The following is a 13572-nucleotide window of genomic DNA, read 5'->3' on the forward strand; positions in this document are numbered from 1 at the left end:
GAATCACTCCTCTACGGTCTGACCATTAGCGTCTCGATTATCCATAAAGTTCAGCAACGTACTGCGGCCTGCAGTCAATGTTGTCGTATCATCCGATTGGCCACCTGATTCAATGCGTGTCAGTTCTTCTTCAATCCATTCTTCAGAAGCATATGGGTGAATGCGACGAACCGTCGTTTCAAGCGACTGTGTACCTTCTTTGAATGAATTGATGTTCTCTTCCAGCAATTCTTTGCGGCTGTAAGGAACCATTTCTTTCATTTCAATATCAGGCTCCTCAATGATGATGCGTGGCTGCACGGAAGGATTCTTCTGCTTTTCCTCGTAGTGAACAAGCCACAACGCCGATTCATAGAGTTCCTTTAAGAAAGCAATGTATTCCTCGCGGATCTGTTCAGCTTTCATGATAGATGTCAGCAGGTCGTACCATTTCGCTTCACCTGACTGGGCACCGCTCCCTTCAGAGAACAAATCGACCGCCTTTTCGCTAGTCCGCGTTTCTGCAAGCATATCCCGCTGCTGGGAACGTACCCACTCCATGTTGCCGATCTTTGTTGTGTCCAATTGAATGAGCTCCATGGCTTTTCCGTTTCCGTCGTAGGTAACGATATTCAAATCACGGTAATCGATTATGCCTTCCGTTTGATACCGCTCATATGATTTATCCTGAGCCGCTTGAAAGATTTCTTTTGAGACGGCCATCTTCGGCTCACCATTCTTGGTGAAAATAGAAGAAGCCTTGGTCAATGTCCAGTTGATTTCATCTTGGCGACCAAATTGCCCTTTTAATACGCTCTTACCATAAGGCTCATCGAACGTCGGGTCATTGGCCCAATACATAATGAATGGAGTGGAGCGGCCTTCAAAGATTTTAATGAGCTCATCCATTCCAAGAATTCTTTTCGTTTCATCTTCATCCAGCGCTCTTAAACTGGTGCTTGTTCCTAATTTATACAAGGTATTACTGGTGATCAAAGAGCGGTCGTTTTCAGTGTTATCGATTTCCACGCGCTCTGTGTACACATGCAGATATTCGATATCATCTTTTTTAAAGTAGTAGGGCAAATCAATTCCCAATCCATCTTCATGAGGGAAATACAGGTCCCGCTTTTTAAAATCGATACGAATGCCAATGTCGTCCATCACGGGTACGCCGATAATGCCGCCGTCAATCTGATGCTGCACCACGTTTTGCCAATGTCTGAATTTCAACCGGCTGTTCTTTGTGATCTGGTCAATGGTTTCCTGCTGCAAATCCTCGACTCGATTATTAACCGCATCTCCTTCAGGACCTTCGATGATATTGTCCGACTCACTCTGCTCTTGCGTCCGCTCGTTATAGGCAATGGATGATTTCACATTCCCAATGGAGCGGCTGACATACGTTGCTGGGATCTCACAAATAGGCTTTGCTAAGTTAGCGATAATGTAAGGCGTCTTTACATTCGCTGAGACTTTGCCGTCAATCTCGTCAGCATCATAAGCTTCCTCATCCTCAATCAATCGTTTCGCACGAGGGAAAAGATCAATATGCTGCCCGTTATATAGTTTGCGATAATTGTGAATGTCGCCATGCGCATCTTTGACTACCGATTCGTTCCATTCTGTCCATTCGTTCATGCTCTAATACCCCCTCGCGCTACTGAATACTGAATCCCCTTTTAAATCCGCTACCTCGTAATCATCCAAGCCATACCAGATGGCCGAGAGTGTATGCGGATCAATGGAGAAGTCATCTTCAACTACTTCATCCTGCTTATTGACCTTGAATGTTAAATCTTCCAGCTCGAAGATGGTGTTTTCGCATTCATCCGAGCAAATGATCTGTGTGAACCGCTTCACCTTTTTCGTGTACTGCAAGCGGGACCCGGCAAACTTCTTGGCACCTTCCATCCGAAAGCCGCTCTTGCTGAAGTAAGCAATCGTCTTAGGTTCTGCCGGGTCAGCCTTGATGTTCTCCCGCTTCAGGTGTTTCAAGTCCTCAGCGGTCACGTCATCAGTCTGACGGTTCTTGTAGTATTCACCGAAGATGTAGAGGATTTGTTTCTCTCGATCCACGACCATGCGAACCAATGCGTTATAAGAAGTCTCGAAACCAAAGTCCATGCCGGTTCGCTTGAGCGGCCGTCTGATCCGTTCAATCTCAGCCATGACTTCGCTATGCGGTTTCACACGGAACTGCGGAAAGACTCTGGTGCCGTTGACACCAAACTGTCCTTTGCGGGCAATGCGGTGCAAGTCAGGGTCGAATGCTTCCAATTCGTCAAGCTGCTCCACATAACTTTCCGGAAGGAATAAGTTATCATCTGCAGTCGAATGGTGATAATACGTGTTGCCCACGACGATTGTGCGGCGTTTATAAAGTTCTTGATCATCCAGGACCAATATCTTTTTCTTTTGGTCCTTGAAGAAATACTTGAATGTCCAGTTGCTTTCGCTCACAGGGTTCGTCGTTAACACCATGAACAAATCCAAGAAGGGATGGCGCAGCCGTCCGAGCAATTCCTTAAAGCCCGAATACTTCACTTCTGAGCATTCCTCAATCCAAATAATCGATATATTGTTAATGGATTTCAGCTTGGCTGTTTTGTCCATTCCTTTGAAGATGATTTTCGAACCGTTCGGGAACCGAATCTGCATGGGAGAAGTTACGCAGCGAATTCGGCTTTCTAGGCCTAGCTCATTGATGATTTCTTCCAACAATGAATAAGTTGAATCCCGGTGCGTGTCATAGACTTCCCTGACGACAAGAGCGGTTCTTTTTTCTTGCAGTAACTTCATAATCAATTTAAGAGCGGCGTGGTAACTTTTCGAGCTGCCGTAACCGCCTACCAGGAACTGAAACTTCTGATTCCAGTCAAACAAAAAATCCTCGAAGTGAGGATTCGCTTCTTTCTCAATGAGGACCATCAGCGACCACCCTTTCGGCTGATCATGATTTCGATTGGACCACCGTCATCATCACCACTGAGTTTTTCAATTTCTGCATTCGATTTAGCAATGTCGACTTTCAGCTTCTCTTTCTGCAACTGCTTCTTATCATCTTCAGACAACAAGTCGAAGTACTTGGAGAGCATCTCTAAAGCTTTCATCTTGTCAGCAAGCTTTACAGAAATTCCATCTCGTCCCTGTTTAACTTCTGTAAGTAATGAGCCGTCAACTATTGCAGATTCACCTAAATCCAAATAAGTATACGGCTGCATGATTTGATCGCCGTTTCCGTCTAAGAGTGGTTCGCCTGTAACTATATTGACTGCCGGTGATTCTCTTGTGCCGAATTGAATATAGTCCGTAATGTCAGAGAAAGCGATTTTGATATACTTCTCAAGAATATCCATCGCATCAATGAAGATGCCTTGTCGCATTTCACCTTTAAGCCGCCGTATTTCTTCGCCGACCTTACGATTTCTTACCAGTTCGCTTCCGGTGACATGTGCCCTGTCCGGACTATAGCCTGCTTTAATAGCTGCCATTGTTTGATTAAAGCTCTTAATGTAGTAAATGCAAAAAAGCCTCTGCTTATCGGTTAATCCTTCCGACTCGACAAAGACTTCTTTAACTTCTTTTTGTTTGGTAACGTTCCTTTTCGAATTAGTAACGTTCCCTTTGGAAGGTTCCCACTTATCTTGGCTCTTCCACTTACGTATTTGAGTATCAAGGACACCTAACCGTTCAGCAATATCCTTTAACTTAATATCACCTTTATGCTTCTTCCATAGCTCAAACGCTTCATCTCTGCGCGGATCTCTTTTTCTGGCCATCTACATCACCTGCCGCCCCCCTCTATAAAGATTCATCGTTATTTCCGTTCTAGGTTAATCAGCGCATCAGCAATTGAAATAATCGCCCACTCTTCAAATAACTCGTAATGTTCATTCTCAGAGTAATCATCATTCAATGGAGCCATATGGATATGCAACAACTCATGAACCAATGTGTTCTCCATGTCTTGTTCTTCCATCACATCTTCTGGATAATCTATAGGATCTAAAATACTGATGTTCGCCATCTTCTTTATCAGCGTCCAGTTAATAGAGCCAGCACAATTCTCTCTCATGTCACGAGCTCTGCGAATATTTACTTTGACTTTCCAATCCGATAAATTCAATTTCTCTTGCCAATAAAGTAAACGTTGTTGCAACTGCTCTTCCGTTAAAATAAATGCTTCCACACTATCAACTCCTCTATGCTATTCGCTTTTTTAGACATAAGAAAAAGCACCCGGCAGGATGCCTATTAACTATTTAACATCAAATCCAGCTTTTTTTAATTTCTGAAGTGCATATTCTCTGCCTGCTGCTTCTTCAAAATCTTGCCACGAAGAGAAGCTTGTGCTTTCTGAAACGTACTTATCCAAATCGTTTTCTGACAAAGCCTCAAAGTCTTCTGAAGAATTAACATCAAAGGGACTTTGTTCTAAAAAATCTTCGAAATTATGAAATTTCGTATGTTCTTTCATGAATCCGGAATTAAATAACTCATCAAAAGAGACATTTCCTTCAACTTCTTGCTTAGCCTGATCCGCTATTTTTTGTATTTGCTTCATGATATCATCCATATAAATCACCTCCTTCTCTACATTGTTACTTTCTATAGAGAAGGAATAAAATCCTTTATTCCCAATATAAGCCACTAAAAAATCATTTATAAAGCACCTCCAAAAGAAGATGCTCAAAGCCCCAGTGATCAGGGAGAAATCCCGTATTTAGTGGGTTATATACTCAGGTGTATCACTCGAACAACCTGCCTACCCGTACCTGCCTTCCAGTGTACTATGCGCATTTATCGCAATTCAACAATTGACTGAAATGGCCGTTTTGGCATAATTGGCTGATAATGTCCTCTTTAACTTCTCTTACTTTGTCTCTAGAGATTTCAAGATGGCTGCCAATCTTACGGTAGCTCATTCCTTCGAGCATGCAATCAAATACGATTTTGTTCTTTTCTCCTGCTAAGAAATCCGGCGCCTTTTCTACCGCATAGATATAGGCTTCGTATTTCTTCAAACGGTCCCATTGCCTTTTATCGCGTAGATCCATTGCATCCATTTCCTCTACGCTTCGGATGGAGGAACCGTTGGGCATAGCAGCATCAATTCCGTATTGAGCAACTCCCCAGCTGTTCATGGGAACCTGGTATCCGTAAATGATAAGTTGCAGCCGTGTCACTTCATTTTTCATCCAGCGATAATCTCTGATCAATTGCTCCATGTCATTGAATGTCATTTCAATTCCCCCTATCGTTTTCTCCGGACAGTGCCGCCTTGCTTTTGATACGTTGGACGATTTAACCCCATTAATTCTTCCCATTCTTTGCGGCTGAAGGTTTCTTTTATCTGTCTGTTAGTATTTGCGTTTGGTTTTTGTTCAATACGTCCTGGACCATCTGAGAGCCCTTTTTCTGTGAGTTGTTGCTGCATCGTTCTCATGACCCCATCTCCTTTTAGGTAAATAAAAAAGAGGACACCAAAACAGCGCAATGCTGTAATGATGTCCTCCAGTTGACTGGTGGGACTATTTAGACTTCTCTTTTTAATTCTGTTATTTGGTTTTTCAAATCCATATTTTCGGTCAATAAACCCTCATTCTTCGTCAATAAATCTGTTGTAATTTCTTCGATTTCACTTCTACTACTACCTATTTCTTTACTGTTATGTTCGATAACTTTCTCGAATTTATCAGCAATTTCTTTAAGTTCTTTCAATTCTAAAAGTTGTTTTTGAGTTTCACGTTGAACTTCTTTCAAATCGTTTCTCAAATCTTCCTGAAATTTCTTTTTATAATTGTATGATCTTAATCCGACAACAATTAATACGAATCCTAGAGCTGATATAGTGAGAATATCAGAAAAAGGTTCTATTGCAGGAAAAAGTTTTGGAAACATTGTCAAAATCACAGGTACGTAAATTAAAGAAAGTATTCCAAAAACAAAACTGAACCCATATAAACTAAACCTTCTATAGCTCATTTTATCTTTCATAAGCAATCCATCCGAGAGTGCTAACAAAAAACTTGATAGTGTTGCTCCAAAGATGAATTCCCCAGGTATTGAGCTCCAAACACTTACAGCGGGCAGAAAAAACAAAGATAATCCAATGAAAACTATAATTAAATCTGCAAATTGATATGCGAAATGAGATTCTATAACACTTTTCTTTTTTTCTTTTCCATTTCCACTTTGTTCCTTTTCACTCAAAACTCTGCCCCCTAATCACAAGTTACCATTATTACATCACTTTTATGATTCTCCCCCGATAACTAACAGAACTTATTTAAATACTAATTAAAAGTACTGAAAAAGCAATTATCAGACCTACTATTTGCATTAACATGTCGAACCCCGGTTTTTTATTATTTGAAAACAAGATTATTGTTAAGGCTCCAAAGATTCCACGATATAATCCATAAAAACCAATTACTGAAACTACTAGAATTAAAAATTTCACCCAATCATTTAGCAATCCAAAGTAACTTAAGATTAGCCATATTACAATAAAACAAACTCCTAAAAAAACTGCTATCGAGAAGTCTTTTGTAAAGGCTTTTAGAGACTCTGTCTCTTTAACTATTTTACTCATTTCAACCAAAAAACCTATTGCGCTTATTGCTATAAAAAAATAAGCGAATACAATAAAAAATATCCAATCTAAATGAAAAAGCATTAAAATTCCAGCGGTTAAAATACCCCCAGAAAGTGCGAAACCAGAGACACTTTCTAATATTTTTTCATTCAAAACTCTTCCCCCTCATCAAAATTCACATGCTTAACTTTCCCGCCATGCGTCTTGATCCGCGTTTCAGCGTATGGAGGAAGTGCAGCTATTTTTGCTTTCCCGCCAGAAATAACTAGCACACAATTTATGGGTAACTTCATTATATCCAACTTTAGCTCCCCTGTCTCGGAGATTTCTACCGGTTCCATCCTCAAAATTACCCCTCCTTATAGCCTGTGCAAGCTTCTGTCTCTTTTCTTAATCAGTCCCCGTTCAGCGTGGTCAAAGATCAAGAGCGCCACCTCACTGACCTTTCTCTTCATTTCTGAAGCAATCTCTCGCACACTGACATTCTCATTCCATAAATCACGAAATACTTCCAGTTCCTCTTCTGAAAATATTAGGTTTAAATCATGATCATCGGCTTCGAATAAAAAGTAGTTGATGGCGATTCCTCCTTCGCCTATTTTGCGGACTATTAACTGACTAGCCCTTTAACAACTTCCGTACCATATGCATTTAACTCTTTATTCTTTTTATTGGCTTCTACTTCGCTATGAAACATGCAGCCTCCTTGAAATCCTCTAACCCAAGTATCTCTAACGGTGTTGTAGTAAAATTCAGGATCTCCACCGTCCCAAGTTCCAAACCCTATAGCCCAAGCTTCTAGCTTCATTTGTATTCCTCCATTCCCCTCTACAACCACATAAACGTCGCAAACATTGCAAATATCGATGCAATACAAACTGCCGTCATTCTCTTCTGCAGCTCTTTGTCTTTGTCAGCAAAGGAACACATGAAGCTCAAGATGATAATGATGAACAAAATAATTTTGAATGCTAAGATCATAGCCCCACCCCCTTTAAGTAATGCAGGACATATCCCTTTTCAGACTGGACCTTCTCACACTTCTCAAAAAAGTCACTGTATGGAATCGACTTTGCGCCCATTCCCAGATAACCCTCCCAGGATTCTTTTAAGAGCTCAAAAGGCAAGATGTAGGTTTCGTACTGCCGTTTAGTGAAACAGACGAGGAGGAACGCCCTCGCCCCTCTCTCATGCCACGATTTAAGGATTTCAAATTGATGGCTGTGTAAGTTGTCTAAATCAAACCGAGTCGTCACGGCTGTTTCTTTCGCATCAAATATTAAGGCACGGCCATCACTGGTGACGCCAAAATAATCAACCAGCTCACCCTTTTGTTTTCTTCCGACCATTTCCCCTCTGCGGCTGCCACTTCCGGTAATTTGGAATGGCGTGGGGATCTTGCGTACATCAGCTATCCCTTTATTGCGGTACTGCCGATTTGCCATATCCACCAATTGCTCTAATTGCGTTCCTCTTTGTCCCTGTAGCAATTGCTCACCCCTCACCAAATCTTTTCGTGCTTACGGCGTTCTGTATCTTCATTGAAGAAGTTATTTAGCTTATCGTAAGCATCTTTCCAGATAGCATAAGCATCAATATGCTTATCACTTCCTCTTGCATCATCATCTAATTGAATACATTCTTTTTGAAACAACTTTAAATACTCTACAGCTCCGGCATAAGTGCCATCGAAAGCTTTCGCCTCTTCATAGATTTCTCTAACTAATTGTTGCCGACTGTTTCTTAAGCGAGTAATTTCTCCAGTAAAATGATTTCTCAATGCGTTCACTCCCTTTAACAATATTTCTCTACCTTAGCTATTAATTTACGCGGAACACCTGAACGATTGCGCTTATACAATTCAATTCGGTCATAATCAGCAAATGAAGATTCCTTAATCAATTGCTCAGCATCTGTCTCGAAGATCTTTCGTGCTCCAAGACTAAGATGAAGCGCAGAACAACTATAGTTCCCGCGATATTCTTTAACGACTTGACCCTTCTTGTAGTAAATAATTTTAGCTTTCACCATTTCGGATACTCACCCCTCAATCCAATTTCATAACCCGGTCATATTCAGCAATGAGGTCGCGTGTTTCCATGCCCTCGAAATAGCTTTCGCTTTTACCTGTTCTGAAGGCCAATGTAATGATCATGCCTTCGCGATCTTCTGGTTTCATTGCGCTTACTCCTTCACTCATAAAATACTTCTTTTTCTTTTTTCTTCTAACACCTGTTCAGCAATCGCAGAAGCCACCGCAGCCACATGAATCAACTCTTCATACAGATTGTCAGCATCCGTATCCTTGCCCCAGCCTTTTGCCTTCTGCATAGCTTCAGCCACTTCTCCCACTTCCTCAGTGAGAATCATGAGCCAATCACCGTGCGAGTGGCGTTGCCATCCCCATTTTTTGTTTTGTCTGCCTCTTTCCGTTAAAACCTCAGAATGAACAGTTTCTAATAGTTTTCGATTTTCCATTTCAGTGAAAATTTCAGAGGGCAGTGTAGAGTTTTTATCTTTCATCATCCCATCACACGCTCCTTTTCCTGAATCCGTTTCAATGCAACGCGCAAGCTATGAGTGTGTTCCTTGTAGTAATTAGCTTTCTCACGCTGTTTAAGATACTTATATTGAATTTCATCTCGGTCCCGGCAATGATCCAACAACGCTTTTAATGCATGGGTGGGAACGGCTATAGATAAACTATCTGGACGTTCAGCAATCAATTCCTCAACAAGCCGCAAACGTTCTTCCATACGCATAACTTAAACCCCCTTTTGATTTATCCTTTGCGCACAGCTTCAGAAGCCTGTACGCGTTCTGCTTTAAGATGTCGTCTGTAACTAAAGGTCAAAGCTACAGTCACTGTAATCCAGAGTGACAGGACTGCAGCATTTAAAATCATGAACATGGTTTCCCTCCTTTTGGGTACAGCAATATTTAGCAAATCAATTCCAACTGGCCGTCCTTATTGAGAGAGAAATCTTCCTGACTTTGATTTTCTGACAGTAATTCTTCAAAGATGGCCTCTAAGATTGGTACCACAATGCTGTTGCCGGCCAATGCATATAAAGTGGCATTTCGCTTTCCTTCTTTAGTCGGGAACTGAGTTAGCATCAAATCAAAGTCCGTGTCATCGAATCCCATCAATCTCCAGACTTCACGTTCTGTTAGATACCTGTAAGAATCCTGCGCTTTTATGATTCCGGCATTAGGGCATCTGTCTTGGCGTTCTGTAATCGTCCAGCAATGCGTATCGATGACGCCGAGTCTGCGCTTATAGGAATCTTGAGCACTCACTGGATTGAACTCCTCAATCTTGTTCAACATCGAAGGAATATTGATTTGATACTTCGGATCTGTAACGTTTGATTCTAAAAAATCGGATATAGGACGCATAGACTTCCGTTGAAGATGGCCGAAGTAGAAAGGCCGATTGAGTGTCGATACGCAGAAAACTCTTTCTCTCGCTTGCGGAACACCAAAGTCCCTGGCATCCAGAACATCAAAACTACTTTGATAACCTAGTTCATTGAGCTGTTCGAGATAATGATTAAATGCACCAATAGATTTTTTATCAAGAACGCCGGTGACGTTCTCCCAGATGACTGTTTTCGGTTTCCATTCACCCATGTTACGAATGATCTTTATGGTTTCGTGCATCAGGGAACTTCTGGTGCCACTTCCTTCTGCGGATCCACGCTTCTTTTTGTCTTTATCGATGTTACTGCTGTATTGCGCTCTGGAGTTGTCCTGGCATGGACTTCCATGAACCAATATGTCTGGGCGTAAATTCCAATCAACCACTGATTGAGGCTTGTGTCTATGATCGTACAGAGCGTTGTAAGCTCGGACCCTATTCTCTTGGATTTCTACATAATCAACTGATTTATGATCAATACCCAGATTAATCAGTGCTTTTCTCGGAGCGCCAATGCCACCGAATAGCTCAAGTATTTTAATCAATAGTTTGTCCCTCCTTTCCGCGCTTTTTGGGCGGACTATTCATTTACAACTTTCATAACTTTTTCTCCGCCTAGTTCATCCATTTCATAAACAACTGCCGTTAATCCGTACTTGTCGCAATGTTTAGATAAAAATTGGTCTACTGCTGATTGAAAGTTGTCATCATCTGTTCTAATAACGAATACATTTTTCATAACTTAATCCCTCCGTTTCCATCTACTCTTCTTCAACTGCCGGAAATTCTTCTTCGCAAACTACGCAAATATCTAATCTAAAGCCGTCACGATCATCAATCGTGAAATACAAAGGGTGTGTGCAATCAGTCATTTTTCCAACTCCCTTTTCCATCAATTTTTCAGCTATTGTAATTTAATGCCCCTGGCGTATATCTGTACTGTATTAGGCTCTTTTACTGCTTCATCAAGCAAGATAATTTTATCTATGCGCTTAACCATATGTTTTTCGCCATTTACAGTTACTACTGAACCTTTTCCAATACTGCAATATGCGTTTTTCTGTAGAAAACTAAACTCTATCCAGTTTTTCATTCCTTCACCCCGTTTCCATCAACTGCACATACTGTGCGAACGTTGATTAAGCTCCGTATTTCAAAAGGTCTTTATTTTTCATAATCCTTACGAAAGTGTTGACATAGTTGCATATCTCAACTGTTTTCTTAACCTTAATTTCGATTGCTGGATTAATAGATTCAAACATTTCTTTTGTAATCCCGATTTTGTCAATTGATATAAAACAATCGCCTGCATCACAAAGCTTTGTGGCTTCCTCTTTGGTGTATAGACCAACTTTTGACAAGTCAGAGTAATAACCACTTCTGTTTTTCCCCCAAAATACAAGATTGTCGTACCTTTCCCAATTGCCATGCCGCAAACAAATGATTAAGTATTTTTCATCCATCATCTAACACTCCTTTTCCATCAAAAGTGCGATACCTATAAATACTCCAGCACTTCCATGTCTTTAAATTTATCCGCCCAGGTCTCCGATATTTCTAACTTGATCGGCTCTTTCTTATCTCGAACCTCAACAAACGTTTTCATAGCAGCCTGCCAACCGTTGATGTCATTCTCAGCGCGTTCTTTATAAGGAATCATTTGTGCAATGCTCCAGACGTAAGCGCACCAAGCATCTTGCTGATCGCCCCAGTCATTGTCGCTGTAGATCCGTTCCCTAGGCTCCAGAACGTTCTCTGGAATGATGCCGAGCACAGTGCATTGCAGTTGGCTAGGAACTATTGAATTTGCATGCCAATTGGCTTTAGAAGGATTAAAGGTTTCAACAGTTGCTTCTTCAATGACTTCCAGCATCTCGAAGATGTCCATTTGATTTTCAGGTATTTCGTGCACATCCATCATTTCTCATCCTCCCACTCAAACAATCGCCAGCCGTTCCTCAACATCCACTGAACTCCCGTCGGACGATAACGGCCGTATTGCCAGATCCGTTGTCCCTTTTCAAAGCGATAAAACCAATGCACCCTGCCACCCATCAGAACCACGGACTCGACTTAATTTCGATATTCAACTGTAAGTGAGTTTTCACCAGCAGCGCTCTGAGATCGTAATAATCCATCTTCTCAAGTGGTTCTCCATTCGGTCCATGCTCGATGCCATAACCCTTTAACTCATCAATCCAGAAGCCCATGTGTACATGTGAATGTTTCATGCCCCGTCCTCCTTCAAGTGTTTTCCAATCATTTGGCGTTATCACCTTTTTTAAAAGAAAAAATTGGTAGTTGGTGGTTAAAAAAATTTTTATAAGAAGGCCGCAAAAGTTTAGAACTACCAACTCTTAAACGGCCTTCAATTAGTTATGAGACAATAAACACTTTTCCTTCAGTGATTTCATCGGAGAGTGATTCGGATAAATACTCCTCGATGTTGTGCATTGCATTTAGTTCCCATGCACCGCCGTCAGCTTGAAACAAGGCAGCAGCTGGGCCGTTTCGTAAACGCAGGATAAAAGATGATTCCGGTTGTGGTACTTCAACGAATGTACGGAATGGGCGTAATAGCACTGGATTTGGCACGTTGACCTCTTCTACTGTCGCAACTCCCGTTTTCGCAACCACCGATTGCGTGACGCCATTGTCTTTTGTTTCTTTGCTGTCCTGTTCGGAAATCGAACCGACAAATCGCAATAAGTTGGCTGTATGATCGTTTTGAATAAAGTTCGCTTGTGTCTGGATAATGAAGCGTTCAATATCCATGTACGAATTGAAGTTGATGTCCGGCAATAAAGCATGCGCTTTTACGTAGCAGCGACGATCTCCTTCATCGTTCAGTGCATCGTACAGATATACCTGTTGAGGACCTTCAACGTGAATCATGAATTTTCTATCTGTATCAAAATCTGATTTGATGTAATCCAACAAGCCAGTTAAGCTTCGAACTTTAATTGAATTGACCGGGCTTTCTTTGTCCAAACGATCCAGGCTTCGAGTTGAATAGATATGACCATTTGCTTCCACTGTCTCCGGGCGGTTGTGTTCCTTGAAGTATTGCAGTAATTCTTTTAACATTTGATTTCCTCTTTTCTGTTTTTGGTTTTTTATTCAATTTATATGGTGTTTATTTGAATCCAACAACATTGCCTGGCTTACTTTTCTTTTCAGGCTCTGGAATGACATCTCCAGTGTCCGTCGCAATTTGACCACTTTCGTTGATATACGTTTGTCCAGGAATGCTGCTTTTCAGCTCTTTCGCAGTTGGCTTGCCGTTTGAATCTTTGTCCAAGATGATGGTTGCCGGAATTGCTTTAGCTGGAGCGAGTGTAGTCTTGGCAGTTACATCAACTGCAGCTGTCTGTCGGTTTTCAGCTGGTGTAATTTTGATACTTAACTGGACCGTGCGCGCTTTCTTTGGATCTGTATTCAAATCTGCGATATTTTCAAGTGCTTTTGCTAGTTCCAAATTCAAACGTTCCTGAACTGCACCGTTTGCGAATGTATCCATGTTTACGATAGTTTTTGTCATGATATTTCCTCTTTTCATTAGTTTTTTGAA

Annotated in this window: 27 protein-coding genes; all 27 read right to left on the reverse strand. The window is 41.3% G+C overall.

The window, feature by feature from the left end; all coding sequences use genetic code 11:
- Positions 1 to 3: 3 nt before the first annotated feature.
- The 27 genes from AC4EHK_RS18905 to AC4EHK_RS19035 all read right to left on the reverse strand — a co-directional run bounded on the left by AC4EHK_RS18905 (position 4) and on the right by AC4EHK_RS19035 (position 13542).
- A complete protein-coding gene (locus AC4EHK_RS18905) occupies positions 4 to 1620 on the reverse strand; it encodes a hypothetical protein (RefSeq protein ID WP_490980278.1) in 1617 nt (538 codons plus the stop codon).
- A gap of 3 nt (positions 1621 to 1623) precedes the next feature.
- Complete coding sequence (locus tag AC4EHK_RS18910) at positions 1624 to 2910, reverse strand: PBSX family phage terminase large subunit (protein ID WP_490980279.1); 1287 nt, start codon at positions 2908 to 2910, stop codon at positions 1624 to 1626.
- Positions 2910 to 3761, reverse strand: a complete 852-nt coding sequence (locus AC4EHK_RS18915) for a terminase small subunit (RefSeq protein ID WP_490980280.1) — start codon at positions 3759 to 3761, stop codon at positions 2910 to 2912. Before AC4EHK_RS18915 ends, AC4EHK_RS18910 begins: the two co-directional genes overlap by 1 nt.
- A gap of 38 nt (positions 3762 to 3799) precedes the next feature.
- Positions 3800 to 4171: a hypothetical protein gene (locus AC4EHK_RS18920; RefSeq protein ID WP_490980281.1), complete on the reverse strand. Its 372-nt coding sequence runs from the start codon at positions 4169 to 4171 to the stop codon at positions 3800 to 3802.
- A 69-nt stretch (positions 4172 to 4240) separates the two neighbouring features.
- Positions 4241 to 4558 carry a hypothetical protein gene (locus AC4EHK_RS18925; RefSeq protein WP_490980282.1) on the reverse strand — a complete coding sequence of 106 codons (318 nt, stop codon included), beginning with the start codon at positions 4556 to 4558 and terminating at the stop codon, positions 4241 to 4243.
- 214 nt (positions 4559 to 4772) lie between these two features.
- Positions 4773 to 5225 carry a sigma-70 family RNA polymerase sigma factor gene (locus tag AC4EHK_RS18930; protein ID WP_490980283.1) on the reverse strand — a complete coding sequence of 151 codons (453 nt, stop codon included), beginning with the start codon at positions 5223 to 5225 and terminating at the stop codon, positions 4773 to 4775.
- 11 nt (positions 5226 to 5236) lie between these two features.
- The gene (locus AC4EHK_RS18935) at positions 5237 to 5428 is read right to left on the reverse strand and encodes a hypothetical protein (protein WP_490980284.1); all 192 of its coding nucleotides are present in this window, start codon (positions 5426 to 5428) and stop codon (positions 5237 to 5239) included.
- Between the two features lie 89 nt (positions 5429 to 5517).
- Positions 5518 to 6195 carry a hypothetical protein gene (locus AC4EHK_RS18940; RefSeq protein WP_490980285.1) on the reverse strand — a complete coding sequence of 226 codons (678 nt, stop codon included), beginning with the start codon at positions 6193 to 6195 and terminating at the stop codon, positions 5518 to 5520.
- Positions 6196 to 6271: 76 nt separating this feature from the next.
- Positions 6272 to 6733 carry a hypothetical protein gene (locus AC4EHK_RS18945; protein ID WP_490980286.1) on the reverse strand — a complete coding sequence of 154 codons (462 nt, stop codon included), beginning with the start codon at positions 6731 to 6733 and terminating at the stop codon, positions 6272 to 6274.
- Complete coding sequence (locus AC4EHK_RS18950) at positions 6730 to 6921, reverse strand: XtrA/YqaO family protein (RefSeq protein ID WP_490980287.1); 192 nt, start codon at positions 6919 to 6921, stop codon at positions 6730 to 6732. Before AC4EHK_RS18950 ends, AC4EHK_RS18945 begins: the two co-directional genes overlap by 4 nt.
- A gap of 269 nt (positions 6922 to 7190) precedes the next feature.
- Complete coding sequence (locus AC4EHK_RS18955) at positions 7191 to 7388, reverse strand: hypothetical protein (RefSeq protein ID WP_490980288.1); 198 nt, start codon at positions 7386 to 7388, stop codon at positions 7191 to 7193.
- Positions 7389 to 7408: 20 nt separating this feature from the next.
- Positions 7409 to 7561 (reverse strand): hypothetical protein, encoded by a 153-nt coding sequence (locus tag AC4EHK_RS18960; protein ID WP_490980289.1) that lies wholly within the window; start codon positions 7559 to 7561, stop codon positions 7409 to 7411.
- Positions 7558 to 8070 carry a Holliday junction resolvase RecU gene (locus AC4EHK_RS18965; protein WP_490980290.1) on the reverse strand — a complete coding sequence of 171 codons (513 nt, stop codon included), beginning with the start codon at positions 8068 to 8070 and terminating at the stop codon, positions 7558 to 7560. The genes AC4EHK_RS18960 and AC4EHK_RS18965 overlap by 4 nt, the downstream gene beginning before the upstream one ends.
- Positions 8071 to 8081: 11 nt before the next feature.
- Positions 8082 to 8360 carry a hypothetical protein gene (locus tag AC4EHK_RS18970; protein WP_490980291.1) on the reverse strand — a complete coding sequence of 93 codons (279 nt, stop codon included), beginning with the start codon at positions 8358 to 8360 and terminating at the stop codon, positions 8082 to 8084.
- A 14-nt stretch (positions 8361 to 8374) separates the two neighbouring features.
- Positions 8375 to 8611 carry a hypothetical protein gene (locus AC4EHK_RS18975; RefSeq protein WP_490980292.1) on the reverse strand — a complete coding sequence of 79 codons (237 nt, stop codon included), beginning with the start codon at positions 8609 to 8611 and terminating at the stop codon, positions 8375 to 8377.
- Between the two features lie 16 nt (positions 8612 to 8627).
- Positions 8628 to 8759 (reverse strand): hypothetical protein, encoded by a 132-nt coding sequence (locus tag AC4EHK_RS18980; RefSeq protein ID WP_008497880.1) that lies wholly within the window; start codon positions 8757 to 8759, stop codon positions 8628 to 8630.
- Between the two features lie 17 nt (positions 8760 to 8776).
- Positions 8777 to 9106 carry a MazG-like family protein gene (locus AC4EHK_RS18985; RefSeq protein WP_490980293.1) on the reverse strand — a complete coding sequence of 110 codons (330 nt, stop codon included), beginning with the start codon at positions 9104 to 9106 and terminating at the stop codon, positions 8777 to 8779.
- Complete coding sequence (locus AC4EHK_RS18990; RefSeq protein WP_490980294.1) at positions 9103 to 9342, reverse strand: hypothetical protein; 240 nt, start codon at positions 9340 to 9342, stop codon at positions 9103 to 9105. Before AC4EHK_RS18990 ends, AC4EHK_RS18985 begins: the two co-directional genes overlap by 4 nt.
- A gap of 20 nt (positions 9343 to 9362) precedes the next feature.
- A complete protein-coding gene (locus AC4EHK_RS18995) occupies positions 9363 to 9491 on the reverse strand; it encodes a hypothetical protein (RefSeq protein WP_490980295.1) in 129 nt (42 codons plus the stop codon).
- Positions 9492 to 9520: 29 nt separating this feature from the next.
- Positions 9521 to 10546 carry a DNA cytosine methyltransferase gene (locus tag AC4EHK_RS19000; RefSeq protein ID WP_490980296.1) on the reverse strand — a complete coding sequence of 342 codons (1026 nt, stop codon included), beginning with the start codon at positions 10544 to 10546 and terminating at the stop codon, positions 9521 to 9523.
- A gap of 35 nt (positions 10547 to 10581) precedes the next feature.
- On the reverse strand, positions 10582 to 10740 hold the full coding sequence (locus AC4EHK_RS19005; protein ID WP_490980297.1) for a hypothetical protein: 159 nt from the start codon (positions 10738 to 10740) through the stop codon (positions 10582 to 10584).
- 165 nt (positions 10741 to 10905) lie between these two features.
- Positions 10906 to 11094: a hypothetical protein gene (locus AC4EHK_RS19010; RefSeq protein WP_490980298.1), complete on the reverse strand. Its 189-nt coding sequence runs from the start codon at positions 11092 to 11094 to the stop codon at positions 10906 to 10908.
- Positions 11095 to 11140: 46 nt separating this feature from the next.
- Positions 11141 to 11467, reverse strand: coding sequence for a hypothetical protein (locus tag AC4EHK_RS19015; RefSeq protein WP_490980299.1), 327 nt, complete (start codon positions 11465 to 11467; stop codon positions 11141 to 11143).
- A 32-nt stretch (positions 11468 to 11499) separates the two neighbouring features.
- Positions 11500 to 11922: a hypothetical protein gene (locus tag AC4EHK_RS19020; protein ID WP_490980300.1), complete on the reverse strand. Its 423-nt coding sequence runs from the start codon at positions 11920 to 11922 to the stop codon at positions 11500 to 11502.
- Positions 11923 to 12055: 133 nt separating this feature from the next.
- Complete coding sequence (locus AC4EHK_RS19025; RefSeq protein WP_490980301.1) at positions 12056 to 12232, reverse strand: hypothetical protein; 177 nt, start codon at positions 12230 to 12232, stop codon at positions 12056 to 12058.
- Between the two features lie 145 nt (positions 12233 to 12377).
- A complete protein-coding gene (locus tag AC4EHK_RS19030; protein ID WP_490980302.1) occupies positions 12378 to 13088 on the reverse strand; it encodes a hypothetical protein in 711 nt (236 codons plus the stop codon).
- Positions 13089 to 13137: 49 nt separating this feature from the next.
- A complete protein-coding gene (locus AC4EHK_RS19035; RefSeq protein ID WP_490980303.1) occupies positions 13138 to 13542 on the reverse strand; it encodes a replication terminator protein in 405 nt (134 codons plus the stop codon).
- Between the last annotated feature and the right edge of the window lie 30 nt (positions 13543 to 13572).

The organism is Planococcus sp. TJ-307, assembly GCF_058268435.1.